General features: G+C 30.4%; 15 protein-coding genes and 1 other annotated feature. Of the genes, 2 read left to right on the forward strand and 13 right to left on the reverse strand.

Annotated features, from left to right (window positions below; genetic code table 11):
- Positions 1–250 precede the first annotated feature (250 nt).
- Positions 251–1,042, forward strand: coding sequence for an SDR family oxidoreductase UcpA (gene ucpA, locus ACY1IQ_RS02675; RefSeq protein WP_461612505.1), 792 nt, complete (start codon positions 251–253; stop codon positions 1,040–1,042).
- Positions 1,043–1,365: 323 nt separating this feature from the next.
- Here the strand turns inward: ucpA and ACY1IQ_RS02680 are convergent, their stop codons facing one another.
- The 4 genes from ACY1IQ_RS02680 to ACY1IQ_RS02695 are packed head-to-tail and all read right to left on the reverse strand — an operon-like array spanning position 1,366 to position 4,507.
- Positions 1,366–2,274: a PLP-dependent cysteine synthase family protein gene (locus tag ACY1IQ_RS02680; RefSeq protein WP_461612506.1), complete on the reverse strand. Its 909-nt coding sequence runs from the start codon at positions 2,272–2,274 to the stop codon at positions 1,366–1,368.
- Entirely contained in the window at positions 2,258–2,710 is a 453-nt protein-coding gene (locus ACY1IQ_RS02685) for an S-ribosylhomocysteine lyase (protein ID WP_461612507.1), read from the reverse strand. Before ACY1IQ_RS02685 ends, ACY1IQ_RS02680 begins: the two co-directional genes overlap by 17 nt.
- 1 nt (position 2,711) lies before the next feature.
- Positions 2,712–3,854 (reverse strand): trans-sulfuration enzyme family protein, encoded by a 1,143-nt coding sequence (locus ACY1IQ_RS02690; protein WP_461612508.1) that lies wholly within the window; start codon positions 3,852–3,854, stop codon positions 2,712–2,714.
- A 26-nt stretch (positions 3,855–3,880) separates the two neighbouring features.
- Complete coding sequence (locus ACY1IQ_RS02695; RefSeq protein WP_461612509.1) at positions 3,881–4,507, reverse strand: class I SAM-dependent methyltransferase; 627 nt, start codon at positions 4,505–4,507, stop codon at positions 3,881–3,883.
- Between the two features lie 55 nt (positions 4,508–4,562).
- Positions 4,563–4,813: a binding site (T-box leader), on the reverse strand.
- 316 nt (positions 4,814–5,129) lie between these two features.
- On the opposite strand from ACY1IQ_RS02695, the gene ACY1IQ_RS02700 reads away from it, so the two are divergent.
- On the forward strand, positions 5,130–5,987 hold the full coding sequence (locus tag ACY1IQ_RS02700; protein WP_461612510.1) for a ComEC/Rec2 family competence protein: 858 nt from the start codon (positions 5,130–5,132) through the stop codon (positions 5,985–5,987).
- Between the two features lie 171 nt (positions 5,988–6,158).
- Here ACY1IQ_RS02700 and ACY1IQ_RS02705 read toward each other — a convergent pair whose 3' ends face one another.
- The 9 genes from ACY1IQ_RS02705 to ACY1IQ_RS02745 all read right to left on the reverse strand — a co-directional run bounded on the left by ACY1IQ_RS02705 (position 6,159) and on the right by ACY1IQ_RS02745 (position 15,370).
- Positions 6,159–7,106 carry a (4Fe-4S)-binding protein gene (locus tag ACY1IQ_RS02705; RefSeq protein WP_461612511.1) on the reverse strand — a complete coding sequence of 316 codons (948 nt, stop codon included), beginning with the start codon at positions 7,104–7,106 and terminating at the stop codon, positions 6,159–6,161.
- 18 nt (positions 7,107–7,124) lie between these two features.
- Positions 7,125–8,756: an FAD-dependent oxidoreductase gene (locus ACY1IQ_RS02710; protein WP_461612512.1), complete on the reverse strand. Its 1,632-nt coding sequence runs from the start codon at positions 8,754–8,756 to the stop codon at positions 7,125–7,127.
- 193 nt (positions 8,757–8,949) lie between these two features.
- Complete coding sequence (locus tag ACY1IQ_RS02715; RefSeq protein WP_461612513.1) at positions 8,950–9,864, reverse strand: LysR family transcriptional regulator; 915 nt, start codon at positions 9,862–9,864, stop codon at positions 8,950–8,952.
- Positions 9,865–10,173: 309 nt separating this feature from the next.
- On the reverse strand, positions 10,174–11,157 hold the full coding sequence (locus ACY1IQ_RS02720; RefSeq protein WP_039634174.1) for a permease prefix domain 1-containing protein: 984 nt from the start codon (positions 11,155–11,157) through the stop codon (positions 10,174–10,176).
- The gene (locus ACY1IQ_RS02725) at positions 11,144–11,488 is read right to left on the reverse strand and encodes a PadR family transcriptional regulator (RefSeq protein WP_039633605.1); all 345 of its coding nucleotides are present in this window, start codon (positions 11,486–11,488) and stop codon (positions 11,144–11,146) included. The genes ACY1IQ_RS02720 and ACY1IQ_RS02725 overlap by 14 nt, the downstream gene beginning before the upstream one ends.
- A gap of 346 nt (positions 11,489–11,834) precedes the next feature.
- Positions 11,835–12,386, reverse strand: coding sequence for a DUF6512 family protein (locus ACY1IQ_RS02730; protein WP_461612514.1), 552 nt, complete (start codon positions 12,384–12,386; stop codon positions 11,835–11,837).
- A gap of 169 nt (positions 12,387–12,555) precedes the next feature.
- Positions 12,556–13,560 carry a hypothetical protein gene (locus tag ACY1IQ_RS02735; protein ID WP_461612515.1) on the reverse strand — a complete coding sequence of 335 codons (1,005 nt, stop codon included), beginning with the start codon at positions 13,558–13,560 and terminating at the stop codon, positions 12,556–12,558.
- Between the two features lie 13 nt (positions 13,561–13,573).
- Positions 13,574–13,912 (reverse strand): PadR family transcriptional regulator, encoded by a 339-nt coding sequence (locus ACY1IQ_RS02740; RefSeq protein ID WP_461612516.1) that lies wholly within the window; start codon positions 13,910–13,912, stop codon positions 13,574–13,576.
- 198 nt (positions 13,913–14,110) lie between these two features.
- A complete protein-coding gene (locus tag ACY1IQ_RS02745) occupies positions 14,111–15,370 on the reverse strand; it encodes a PHP domain-containing protein (protein WP_461612517.1) in 1,260 nt (419 codons plus the stop codon).
- Between the last annotated feature and the right edge of the window lie 104 nt (positions 15,371–15,474).

Consider the following 15,474-nt stretch of genomic DNA (forward strand, 5'->3'; position numbering starts at 1 on the left):
AATAATTAACATCTATTGGTATTGTCACTAAAACTACTAAATTCACAATTCACAATTTAGGAAATGCGTAATCTTATAACACATATAATGTTATCTAACAAATTATACTTAAATTTAATGAGAATAAAAATAAATCGTCCCCAAATAAAGTTAAATTTGACGTAAAGTAATATTTTTAATAAAATGTAAAATATATGTATAAATCACTTGTGTTCTAAGCAAAATATTTTATTATTTATGGGGGAGAGTTATGAGAAAATTAGAAGGTAAAGTGGCACTTATAACTGGTGCTTCTAAAGGAATTGGTGAAGGAATTGCAAAGGTATATGCAAAACATGGTGCAAAAGTTGTTTTAATTGCAAGGTCTTCTTCAGTAGAAACCTTAGCAGAAACATTAAATAAAGAAGGTTTTGAAGCATTAGCCATAAAAGCTGACGTATGTGATATGGCCAGCATTAATAATGCAGTAAAAAAAGCTACTGATAAGTTTGGAAAAATAGATGTACTTGTAAACAATGCTGGTGTATGTAAACTAGGTAAATTTTTAGATATGTCAGATGAAGACAGAGATTTTCATATAGATATAAATATTAAAGGAGTCTGGAATGTTACAAAGGCTGTCCTACCATTAATGGTAAAAGAGAAATATGGTAAGATAGTCATAATGTCCTCTGTTACAGGAGACATAGTAGCTGACCCTTTAGAAACTGCTTATGCTACTACTAAAGCAGCCTTAATTGGATTCACTAAATCTTTAGCAAGAGAAGTAGCAGAGCATAATATAACCGTTAATGCCATTTGTCCAGGATATGTTAACACTCCAATGGCTCAAAGTATCGCAGTTCAATCTAATTCTGAAGATCCTGATTCTGTTATTAATGGAATTGCAGATGCTGTTCCATTAAAAAGATTAGCAGAACCTGAAGAAGTAGGAGAACTTGCTGCATTTTTAGGATCTGATGAATCTTCTTACATTACAGGAACACAGATAGTTATAGATGGTGCAAGCACTCTTCCTGAGACAGTTAGTGTTGGAGTATAAAGTTTTTATTTCATTATACAAAGTTTTGGAAGAAAAATTTAAGATTTAATAGTTTAAAACTAAATTCCTATATTTTTATATAATATTAAATATCAAACACTAAAATATGTGCTTGACCTTTATAAGCATATATTAAAATTAAGTAGTACTTAATTTTAATATATTATAGCTTTTTACGTCAAGCACATATTTTTATAGCATTTGTAATTTGTAATTTACATAAAAGTTAGTTTTAAAAATATCTCCAAAATGGATCATTTAATTTTAAAATTTCTATACCAGTTTCAAATTATGAATTATAGCTTTATCATACTTCATATTAACTAATAAATATTTTTACTAAAATACCGATCTCCTCTATCAGGGAGAACAGTAATTATATTACCTTTATCAATTTGTTTAGCCAGCTTTAAGGAGGCAGCAACAGCAGCCCCAGAAGAACTTCCAACAATAAGCCCTTCTTTTAAAGCTAGAACCTTAACCATTTCATAAGCTTCCTCATCAGTAACTTTTATAACCTGATCCACTAAACTCATATCCATAGTGTTAGGTATGAAGTTATTACCAATACCTTCAATATCGTAACAACCTTCCCTTCCACCACCCATAATAGAGCCCTGAGGGTCAGCTAAAATTCCTTTAATATTTGAATTTTTTTCTTTAAGAAATTTTGTAACTCCTGTAAAAGTTCCTCCACTACCAGCTCCAGAGACAAAATAATTTATCTTCCCATCCATAGCTTTATATATTTCTGGACCAGTGGTTTCATAGTGAGCAAATGGATTCGATTGATTTTCAAATTGTCTTAAACTTATTGAATTTTCTATAGTCTTTAATAATTCTTCAGCTTTTTCAACGGCACCTAGCATGCCAGCTTCTCTAGGTGTATTTATTATGGTAGCTCCTAGTGCTCTCATCAATGCTTGCTTTTCAATTGAAAATTTTTCTGGAACTACAAAGATTATATTATAGCCCTTATTTATTGCAGCAAGAGCCACACCGATTCCAGTGTTGCCAGCAGTAGCTTCAACTATTGTATACCCTGGTCTTAGCCTTCCTTCTTTTTCAGCCTGCTTAATCATGTACACTCCTATTCTGTCCTTAACACTTCCACCTGGATTATAATTTTCAAGCTTTGCAAAAATATTAACTCTAGGGTTAATATCTAAATTGTTAAGCTTTATAATAGGGGTATTACCTATAAGCTCTTTAACACTATCTAAATATTTCACTGCTAATGCCCTTCTTTAAAACATGTTTTGCGTATTCCTTTGCTGAGAATAGAGAGTGATCTCTATAATTTCCACATTGAACTGCATTAGTTGCAGGAACTTCTTCTGTTTCTATAACTTTATTTAATGCGTAATTTAATGCCTCAATAACAGTGTCAACTTCAACTTCTCCCCAAGCTATCATATAAAATCCTGTTCTACATCCCATTGGAGAAATGTCAATGATATTATCCATCTTTTCTCTCATATAGCCTGCTAGTAGATGCTCTAGGGTATGGACTGCTGCTGTTGGCAGTTCTTCTTCATTAGGTTGCAAAAATCTTAAATCAAACTTAGAGATTGTATCTCCCTTTTGTCCTTGTTGAGTTCCACATTTTCTTACGAAAGGTGCCTTCACTTTTGTGTGATCTAATAAAAAGCTCTCTACTTTAACCATTTTATCTACTCTCCTCTAATGCATTTTCTAAATCTTTTATTAAATCTTCAGGATTTTCTATTCCTATAGATAATCTTATTAAATTATCTACAATACCAATCTTTTGTCTTAGTTCATAAGGTATAGAACCATGAGTCATGGAAGCAGGGTGGCAAACTAAAGACTCAACTCCTCCTAGACTTTCTCCAAAGGTTATTATTTCAAGACTTTCAAGGAATTTTTTATAATCATAACCTTCTTTAAGAACAAAGGATAACATTCCACCATAACCATTAGCCTGTCTTGATTGAATTTCATAACCTGGATGATCCTCAAAACCAGGATAATATATCTTTTCTATTTCTTCTCTATTTCTTAGGAATTCAGCAACAAGCTTTGCATTTAAGTTATGTCTATCCATTCTTACTGCTAAGGTTTTAATCCCTCTTATTAAAAGAAAAGAATCAAAAGGAGCTAAAACTCCGCCAGTAGAATTCTGAACAAAATGAAGTCTTTCTGATAGTTCCTTGCTATTTACAACAACAACACCTGAAACTATATCGCTGTGACCTCCAAGATATTTAGTTGCACTATGAATAACTATATCTGCTCCAAGAGTTATTGGCTTTTGTAGATAAGGTGTCATAAAGGTATTATCAACGATTGTATATATACCCTTTTCCTTAGCTATCTTTGATACTGCTTCTATATCAGTTATATCCATAAGAGGATTTGTGGGACTTTCTATATATATAGCCTTTACAGTTTCATCAATACCATTTCTTACTTCATCTAAATCTGAAGTATTAATTATAGAATATTCAATATCAAAGTTGTTAAATACCTTATCTAGAACTCTAAATGTTCCACCATATACATTGCTTGAAATTGCTATCTTATCTCCTGATTTAAATAGTGAAAGTACTGCAGTTGTAGCAGCCATTCCTGAAGCAAAGGCAAAACCTGCATAGCCTTCTTCAATATCTGCAACAAGCTTTTCTAATGCTTCTCTTGTGGGATTGCCTGTTCTTGAATATTCATATCCTTTATTTACACCAAATTGAGGTTGTTTATAAGTTGAAGTCTGATAAATAGGCACATTTACCGCTCCTGTATGCTCATCTCCATCTATTCCGCCGTGAATTAATAATGATTCAAATTTCATTTTTTATTCCTCCTAATTAAATATAATTATAATTTTACTGCGCTAGCTAAGAAAATTCCTGTTTCAGTGTATTCTCCTTTGCTTGAATAACCTTTACAGCTTAAATCTGTATTTTCTATTTTTATATTCTTAAAGCCAGCATCTTCTAGCCATTCTGCTATTTGCTCATTTGAAAAGCCAAGCCATTCATCGAACATTTCTTCTCTTGCCCATTCTCCTTTATGCTCCATGACATCTGAAATAACAACTACTCCATCTTTTTTTAGAACTCTATACATCTCCTCAATTGCCTTTTTAGCATCTTTTATATGATGAAGTGCCATATTTATAAACACTGTGTTTAGTGACTCATCAAATAGCGCTAAATTATCAAGTAAAGATTTTATAGGGTAGACATTTTTATAACCTTTTTTTAAAGCAGTAGTTGATAATTCCTTAAGCATATTCCTAGAACTATCAACGGAAAATATTATGCCTGCTTCATTAGCCAATGCCAGAGAAACAAAACCTGTGCCGCAACCTAAGTCAGCCACAACTTTATCTTTTACATTTGTTATTGATAATATCTTATACTTTAGTCTTTCTTCAAAGTATTCGCTTCGTATAACGTTCCAACTTTCAGCTATGGAATCAAAGTACTGTAAAGAATTCATAATAATCCTCCTATATATTATTTTTTAAAAATAAAAAAACTCCTACCTCTAAAAACTTAGAGGCAGAAGTTATCTTCCGCGGTTCCACTCTAATTATCATGTATATAATAAAAATATACAATGACATCTCATTTTTGGTACAATCATACCTCAACGCTGTAACGGGCGTACACGCTGTCGTCTACTATATTTCGAGACAGTGCTCAAAGATGCATTCACATAAGTTACACTTAAAATCCCTTTCAGCTAGGAGGACTTCTCTCTGTTAGTTTACCTTATGCTACTATTTCTTATCATAGCATTTATTAAATCATAGTATTTTACTCTGAATAACAATTTAGTATCATGATATGTCATTATAATAATTTTGTCAACCCAAATATTATAAAAATTTTAATATTATTTTTAGTATCAATCAACGCTCTGTTGAAATTATATTATGCTTATTTAAGAAATATTGTGCTTATAAAGCACAATTATCATCTATTAAATGGTATTGTGAAGAATATAAAAAATTAAAACAAAAAGTATAAAAATAAACTCATTATAATTAACTTATGCTAAAATATAACCACTATAGTAAAGTTAAATAATGATAAAATAACAGGAAGTGATGAATATATTGAAAAAACATCGTTTTATTTTAGTTTATCTACTGCTAATTTTTTCTCTTTTATTTACTAGCTGCCATTCTACTTCTCAACATCCAGCTTCCAAAAGAGGCCTGTCAGCTACATTTTATCCAGTAGGTAAAGGTGACTGTATTCTCTTGCAATGTGAAGGCGAGGCTATGTTAATTGATGCAGGCTATTCCGAAAATGCTGATGATATACTTTCTTATCTTTCTGAGCAAAATATAGTAAGCCTTTCTGCTATTATCACAACTCATCCTGATAAAGATCATATCGGCGGGATACCCGGGATTATTTCCAGTGGAATGGATATAGGTGTTCTATATAAGACGGACGTAGTCAAAAACAATTCCGATGACTATTCTGCAATGCTTTCAGCTATAGAAAATTACAATATTCATGTGGAAAATCCTAAACCAGGAAGTCATTTTTTACTGGGTAGTGCCACAGTTACCTTTCTTGCACCTTTATCAAATGATTATAATGATGTAAACAATACGTCAATTGTCGTAAAGGTAGATTATGCCGGAAAATCAATGTTGTTTACCGGTGATATTTTAAATGACGCAGAAAATGATTTATTATATACAGGAACAAATTTATCCTCCGACATACTAAAAGTAGCATATCATGGCCGTTCCGGTTCTTCATCTAAAAAGTTTCTTGAAATGGTACATCCTAAGTATGCTGTTATTACCTGTGATGAAAATAATGGCAATGCTCCTTCAACGAAAGTTCTAGATAGGCTAAAAAAATTAAATGCAACTGTCTTACGAACTGATACGGATGGCATCATTATTATTACCGTTACTCCTAACGGCGAAATTGTTCTAGTAAAGGATATGTAAAAATATACTATAGCTATACCAGTGCTAATATTAACATATAAGTAAAAATAATTGTTATTTTTTAGTAGCATAGTTGAAACTTTAAATTCACAATTTTAGAAAATAAAAGGCATAAAATTAAGATATAAATCTAAATTTCACGCCTTTTTTTATTTTCTATTTATCTATCGCTTAGCAAGAATATCCTCTTTTATTATGGAGTTCTGCACTTAATATTTCTTCTTTCCTATCAAGAATCTCATTATCTAGTATAGCCTTTGAAACTTCTTCAAATCCAATTCTATCTATCATATCTCCAAATCTTTCTCCAGTTTTACCCTTTTCTCTATAATATAAAACTGCTTTTTCTATTATGTCCATAGCTTCATCATAGGAGTAAATTTCTTCAATCATTTGTCCTCTTTTCGGAACTTTTCCCCATTTCCCACCTATAAATAATTTAACGCCTTCTTTTCCACATTCTATTGAATCAAAGTGGCACTTATCTATACATAATCCACAGTTATTACATTTTTCCATGTCTATATTAAGCTTTCCATCAATAACTTTAGCTGCACCTTTTCTACAGGCTTCTTCCACTGAACATTTTTTGCACCCTGAGCATAACTCTTCATCATATGCTGGAACTCTTTGTCCCATTATACCAAAGTCATTTAAGTCAGGTTTTATACAATTATTTGGACATCCTCCTATACCTATTTTAAACTTATGTGGTAAAAGTACATCATAATATCCTTTGTAAAATCTCTCATGTATTTTTCTTGCTAACTCTTGCGTATCTAAAAGTCCAAATACACATACTGTCCCTTTACAAGAAACTACCGGTCTAACTCTTGGTCCTGTTCCTCCCGCTTCAAGCCCAGCATCTTTCAATTCACCCTTTATCTTTGGAATATCTTCATAGTTTAACCATGGTATCTCCACTGTAAGTCTTGTAGTGTAGCTCATATATCCTCTTCCATATTTCTCAGCTATATCAGAAAGAACCCTCGTTTCATTAGAATTTAAATTCCCATCTTCCGTGATTACTCTACAAGCAAAATGTTTTCCATCTCTTTGAGGAATAAATCCTTGTCCCTTTAATTTTGATTTTTCTTCTGCTGAAACTTTTATTGTCATTCTCTTCACTACCCTTCCCTATATTTGTGGTATTGTCATTCCACCTTCTAATATTTTTACATCTTTATATCCTAAAGCTTTAAGCTTTTTATAAGCTACATACGCTATTTTACCAACTCTACAAACTAAAACTAAATTTTCATTCTTTCCAATATCATTTATGTGATCATTAATATTATCAAAAGGAATATTGATTGCACCTTCAATATGCTTTTCTTCAAACTCATCTTCACTTCTTAAATCAATTACCCTATACTTATTTTTATCTCGCCAAAATTCTATAGGAGTTACTGTATCAACCTTTCCATTCATTTTGTTTAAAAGTACATTTGCAGCCACTATAGTTGATGCCATTGCCATGGAAAATGGTGGTGCATATGCAAGGTCTAAATTTTCTATATCTTCAACTTTTGCTCTAAAAGTTATTGCAGTAGCCAATATGTCAATAGGTTTATCTATCACTCCTGGACCTATAATTTGTGCTCCTAATATTCTTCTAGAATCTTTATCTGCAATAAGCTTTGTAATAATATTTTTAGCTCCTGGATAATAATGAGCTCTATCATTAGTTGGAACTAATATGCTTATGGGATTAAACCCTGAAGATTTTGCATCTTGTTCTGATAATCCAGTTTTACCTGTATTTAGATCAAAAATTTTTACTACAGTAGTACCTAAAACTCCATCTAAAGCTATTCTCTCTCCTGATATATTAAGTGCTGCAATACGTCCCATCTTATTTGAGGTTGAACCCATTGGATACCATGCTTTGCTTTCTGTAATAATATTTATATTCTCTGCACAGTCCCCTACTGCATATATATCCTTCTCACTGGTTTCCATATATTCATTGACCCTTATGGTATTTCTTTCTCCAAGGGTTATTCCTGCTCTTTCTGCAATCTCTGTATTAGCCCTTACTCCTATTGCCATAACTACCATATCTGCCTTTATCTTTCTTTTATCTGTTATTACTTTCTCTACTCTATTTGTACCTTCAATAGAAATTACTTGTTCTTCCATAAGAGGCATTATTCCTTTATCTAAAAGATGTTCTTGTGCTATATGAGATATCTCCATATCAAATCCTGGTAATATTTGTGGTGCCATTTCTATTAATGTAACTTTTACTCCTTGTTCTATAAGATTTTCTGCTATCTCTATTCCAATAAAGCCTCCACCTATTACAACTACTCTTTTCACATCACCTTGTTCTATAGCTTCCCTTATCTCTACTGCATCTTCAGGAGTCCTAATAGTAAAAACTCCCTCTAAATCTTTTCCTTCCATTGCTGGCACGAAGGGAGATGCTCCAGTAGCAATAACTAATTTATCATAGTTTAATTTTTTTATTTCTCCACTACTTAAATCCTGTACTTCTACCTCTTTTGAATTCTTTAATATTTCCTTTGCTTCCAATTGTGTAAATACCTGAACACCAGTAAATTTCTCAAATTCTTCAGGCGTTTTAACTATAAGATCTTTTTTATCTTCAATGACTCCACCAATATAATAAGGAAGTCCACATCCTGCATAGGATATATGCTTGTCTCTTGTTATTAAAGTTATATCGTAATTTTCATCTTCTCTCTTAAGCTTTGCAGCAGTCTTGGTTCCTGCGGCAACCCCTCCTATAACAAGTATTTTCACATTACCCCCACCTTTAACTTAATTTGTTAATTTATAAACATAATAGGTTAAATTGAAATTTTTGTAACATCATCATATTTATTATATCGCTGCTATGGTATAAACTGAACTTAAGAATAGTTATAGTAGAATAAAAATTCTTTATATTAAAATTAATTAAAGCAGCATAAAATCTCTATAAGAAAAGGCTGAACTAGAGGGTTTCTTTCCCTAGTTCAGCCTTATTACATTCCTTTTTGCAAAAATCAATAAAATTCTTTATGAATTCCATATTTGAATTCTTTAAATATATAAAATTAAATTCTCTTTTTATTGTTAAATTTTTAATTGGCAATATCTTAATTTTTCTACTTATCACTGAAGACTTTAAGGCTTCACAAGATACTACCGTGGCCCCTAATCCCGATTCCACAAGAGATATGATTGCAGTTATATCCCCAATTTCCATGTATGGAATAATTTTCTTAGGATCATATCCCTGCTCAGCTATATAATCTTCGAAAACCTTTCTTGTACCAGATCCTCTTTCTCTCAATATAAGCTTTTCCGTAAGAACCTCTTCAATAGTTATACTTCTTCTTTTAGCCAATTGATGTTTTCTTGAAATTGCAAATACAAGTTCATCATCTTTGAGCTTTTCATAAATAACTTTATTCTTATCAAAAGGTCCTTCGATAACTCCTAAAATAATCTCTCCACTAAAAAGCTTTTGAATTATAGTTTCCGTATTTTCCACTTGAAGTATTATATCTATATTTTTATTATTCATTTTATAATTGCCTATAATAGGAGGTAGTACGTATCCTCCAATGGTAAGAGTAGCCCCTACATTATATCTTTTTATAGTACAAGCCTCATTAGTTATTTGATTCTTAACCAGCTTACTTATTTTATCTACCTCTAAGGCATATTTATACAATATATTCCCTGCCCTAGTAAGTTCCATAGTCTTATGCTTTTTTTCTATTAACTTTACATTATAATATTCCTCTAAAAGCTTTATATGGTGAGAAATTGCAGGCTGGGTCATATTTAATATATTAGCAGCCCTTGTAAAGTTTTTTGTATTAGCCACAGTTATAAATGTTTCAAGCTTTATATCAATCACAACCTACATTCATTCCTTCCTATTTGACATAAGTAAGCATTAAAAACCTCTAATTTTTCTAATTTCATATTTCTTCTTTGCCGTTACATTGAAAGTATATAAAATAATTTTAGGTATATGAAACTAAATAATAAGTCAAAGATGCAAAATAAACTAGTACACTGACTTATTTATTTTTTCATGTGCCTTATATCTACTATAACGTTAATCAATTCTCCTGCTTTCTTTGGAATTTATATAAAAATAATCATATTTTCCATTACTCATTTAACATAAAAATGTTTATATAAAATCAAAACTATAGTAGAGTTATTTTTCATTCTCTCCCTTCATTATGGTGTATGCACCACTAAATGCTCCGAAAAGCACACCGGTAATAGGAAATACAATCCAGCAAATTCTCCATGCACCAAACGCCAACCCCCAGATAAGGAATATTGCAGTAGCAAGTGGCCATACAACTGCTGCAACAGCACCAATTACTCTATTATTCTCCTTACTTTTCTTAGAATATTCTTCAATTTGTAAAAGTATGCTATAACTACCGTTTATATTCCCAACCCTTACAAACATAAATACAGCAATTGCTACCATTACTAATAATATAACTACTCCATAACTGGATAATTTATCTTCATTTCCTGTTATTGAAGATAAAATAATTAATGACACAGGCGATAACACGCAAAGAATAACACCAGCAATGATATTCGTAGTGAAAGTCGATGAGAATTCTTCTTTTTTCTGTTGAACTCTATTTTTTACATGGTATGGAATACTAAAATCCCCTTCTAAATACTTGTACTTTTCAAGCTTAGTACCAGAATAGATAAACAAACCAACAGCAATGGCAATTAAAAGAAGTAGTGGTATAATACTAATTGCATTGAAAATTCCCTCATAAATGCTTATTCCAGATATATTATTTGCTACAAGCTGTTCAATAAATATTAATGCTGCTGGTGCTAAAATACATAAAAATACTCCAATAGCAATCATATTTCCATACTTCTCTTTGTCAACCATATATCTTTCTGCTTCTTCCATAGAAATTGTTCTAATATTATTTGCTTCCTTTGTAGTATCAATGCCAAATTCCTCAATCAGTTCATCAATATTACCGAATTCTGAGATAACAATACCAATGGCTTCATTTTCTGTCTTTCCACTTTTTTTGAGCTCATTATATTTATCTTCCATATTGTATAACAGCTCTTTTTTTAGCTTCATAGTTTCAGCATTCTTCGGCAAACTTGCAAAGATATTATCTAAATAATTTTTAATTGTCTCCACTTTCATTCATCTCCTTAATAAATTTACTCATTACTTCTTTTATAACTTTCCACTCTTCACATTTATCCTTATAATACTCACGACCTTTTGAAGTGATTCTGTAATAAGTTCTCCTCTTTCCAAAAGTCTCATCTCCATAAAAAGACTCTATATATCCATTGTTTTCTAATCTAGTAAATGCAGAGTATAATGTTGTCTCCTTGATGATATATTTTTCTTCTGAAAGCTTTTTTATTGTTTTAGATATCTCATATCCATAGGATTCTTTATCTAAGAGTGTAAAAAGAATAATTGTATCATTATAACCTCTGATGACATCACTACTTATCAAATGTTATTCTCCCTTCTATTCAATAACTATGCTAATTTGTTTTATTAGATAGCTATTATTCCTACTATATTAAGGCACATTCAATAAAATAACCAACTAGTATAGGTCATATATTTTCTTCATATGCTTTATGCTATTACTCCGTCTAACGTACTTCATCTGTCGTAGTAATTATACTATACCATAATTACTACGACAGATAAAGTACTTTTTTCATATTTTCTAAATTATTTTTTTATAATATCTTTTGTATACTTTTACTTTAAAAATAAAAAAACTAAGAGTTTCCCTTAGTTATATTATGATTTAAATATATTTGCTATTTTTATCAAATAATAAACTTACTTTATTTAATTATTCCATATTGGCCTGTTATACCATCTCTAAAAATCGGTAAATGAGGTGGATAAAATGTAAATACCATAAAAATTAAAATTAAAAATATAAAAATATACATAGAAATATGTGAATTTATACCTTTAGAATATTTATAAAAATGAAATGCTAGTAATTGACCAAATAAAATACTTACAAATAATATAATAATATCCACAATTAATACCTCAACTCCAAATGCCTGAGTGTAAAAATAATATAGCATTGGAGTTGTTATAATGGATGTTACTAATGCTATCAAAGCGGCAGTAAACCATTTATTTTTATCAATATTATCTTTTTTACACTTTATTAGATAATAAATTCCCCACCAACAGATTACAGGTAAAAGTATCATTTTTAAGTGTTCCCAAATACTTTCATTTATAGGAGAGATGAGGCCAATTATTATATTTTTCCCACTAAAATCATAAAAAAAGTGCATAAAGCTACCAATTAAGAAAAGAATGGGGATACCTTTTAGAATCCATTTTTGTGCTGCTGATAATGACTTATATTCCATAAAATACCTCTATATACAATAATATTTCATTAATTTATATGATAGAAGTATTTTATTTATTCCTTTATTTCCTTAAAATTCATATAATATTTGTTTACATCCATTTAAAATAATTACATAAATAGTGAAAATAGATATAAAATAATAATATTGAGATTTAATATAATATTTATTTATAATTTGAATATTTTATAGACTTAAAGAAAACCCAAAGGATATCTAATATAGCTATTATTAATATAATAATAATACATGCATTTAACATATTACCCCAGTTTATTATAGGGAAATTTTGTATAACTGATAATCTTGATATTTCAGTTATAAAATTTGCGTTCCAAATCTTTGGATTTAATAAGAATATAATTAATAGTGCTGTAGATACTCCACTTAGAATTGAATAAATTACAGCTGATTTTATGGTCCATTTACCAGCAATAAGTTTTACTAACTCCTTGGAGATTCCTAAAATAAATAGGATAATTATAATAAAACCTAAACTTTTTATCGCATCTAAATTAAAAATAGGAATTATTCTTATCTCATCATTAATAGCTATATATGCACTTAAATATTTAGGCATAAAATAAACTATAATAAAAAATATAGTTGTTATGACGATACCAATTATAGATTCTGAGGGCTTAATTGTAATTTTCTTGTTTGGTACTTCTGGTAAATTTGAAGGATCCCATGTGCTTTTCCCTTTACCATTCCCATCTATATTTACACCTTTATATTCAATAATTGCAAAAATTCCTGTTACCCAAACTGAACCTTGAATAGCTCCAGAGAAAAGTGAGCTATTATACACTGTAATTACTTTAGTTATTTGAGATACATTTGCAGGTCCATTAAATATTTGACCAACTATGGTTGCTACTGTTATTCCTAAAAATACTGCTAAAAGTACTATTTTTAAAACATACATATATCTATCAAAATATTTTGGTCCAATTAAATATCGTTTCTCTCCTCTATAATTATCTGCAAGTGTTTCAGGATCTCCTAATTCTTTAAGGGCTTTATATGCCTTTTCTTCATAGGTTAAATTTTCGTCATAACTGTTGATTATATCATCGATAAGCCCTCTAATTTCTTCCTCTACTTCTTTTCTTTCCTTTTCTGGTAGTTTGCAAACTACAGCATATACATATCTATCAATAACATTCATAAAACCCCTCCTACTATTCAATAAAACCATCGGTTGTTTTCACAATATCTTTCCACACATCACAAAGTCTTTTAAAAACAATTTCCCCTATTTTGCTCATCACATAATATTTTCTAGGCTTTGTTCCATCAGTATCCCATGAACTTTCTAAAATTCCTTGCCTTTCTAATCTTCTAAGTAAAGGATAAAGCGTACTTGCATCTATAGTCATTCCTTTATCTTGAAGGCTTGTAACAAGAGAATAGCCATATTGTGGTGTCTTTAATTGGCTTAATACACTCAAGACCAACGTCCCCCTTCTAAGCTCTAGAGTTAAACCTTCTATTAACTCATCTTCTGTAACCTTATCCACAATATCACCTCCTATTATAATTATACTGTATGACATACACTATTATAAATAATATATTATATGTAATTTTATAATATTTTGTTCACACAAAAAAGCCTTGATTAATCAAGGCTTTAAAAATTTATTTGTTCTTTTCATAAAAAATAGAAACTTCTTATAAGGCTCACCTTTTCTAATGTATTCAATCTATTTTCCCTCTTATGCAGTAACTTTAAATGGTTGAGTAAAGCTTACTCCACCCTCTCCTACTATTACCGCACGAACATATGGAGTAGGTGATGCAACTTCCTTTAAATTCAGAGAATTTCCTCTTCCTAACTGTCTGCTATTTGAACCTATCCATTCAATATATTGGACATTCTCCCCTTCTATTGTTATGGTATCCTTATCATTATCAACTATAATATTAGTAATAGTTGGGGCTGGAATGTTAGGATTATTTTTTCTATTATTCTCTGCACTTATATTAGCTGTAAAATAAAATTCTCCATTTTCCATAGCTCTTTTAAGTTTTTCCGCAGTATACTCTCCATCTATTAACATTTTATTATAACTTGTGTTAATCTGATTAAGACGATGTGAATCAGCATTTGCGAATCCCCATACATTTCTCTCCCCTATTATATCTGTTAATATATTATCCCATAACTTCCTATCATTGGGATATCTATCATCTCTATTTATAACTTCTAATCCAACTAAACTTGGAAATTGTTTATATAAATTCACATACCACATATGTGAATTATCATACCTTCCTGGATGATTAAAATGTGATATTGCACCTTGCCTTTCTATATACTTTAGTACTTCTTCTTCAGTTGATAACTTCTCAAATTCCTTTAAGAAAAATCCATTTATGTGATGATGCCTAGATGAAAACTCAGCACCTGGTATACCATTTAATCCTTTTGGTATAATTACATCTTTATCACCTTTTTCAGGATCATTCCAAGGATATGTTAGACGATCATGGTCAGTTATTGCTAATACATTATATCCAAGCTCTGAGTGTTTATCTAATACTTCTTGTATTGTATCTCTTCCATCACTTTTGTTTGTATGAGCATGGAAATTAGCTTTTAATTGATTTGCTGTACGCCAATCTATATTCTTATAAGGATTATCTATTGTATAATCTGTTTTCTCTACAACTTTAACTTCTATAGAAGATTGAAGTTCTCCATTCTTAGACGTAGGTATTACTATGGTTCTACTAATACCCTCAGTAGTTACAAATCTACTACCTTTTGAAGGCAATGTTTCTATTACGTTTCCTTCTTTTAACCCTATTAAACTCTCCTCATAATTTGTAGTTTCTGCGCTTTCATTGGATATTGAGTATAATGTAGATATACTTGTATCCTGTTCATTTACTATTCCTAAAGCCTTTGTTCCAATAGTTGACGCTGCTATAGTTGCCATTAAAATACACTCTATTATTTTCTTATGCTTCATATTATATCACCTATACTTTCACATGAATTTAATATTTTATTACAAAGGTCAAACTTATTATAAGACTTCAAGCAGATATCTTATAAAAATATTTTAAAATTCTT

This window comes from Clostridium sp. Marseille-QA1073 (assembly GCF_054863625.1).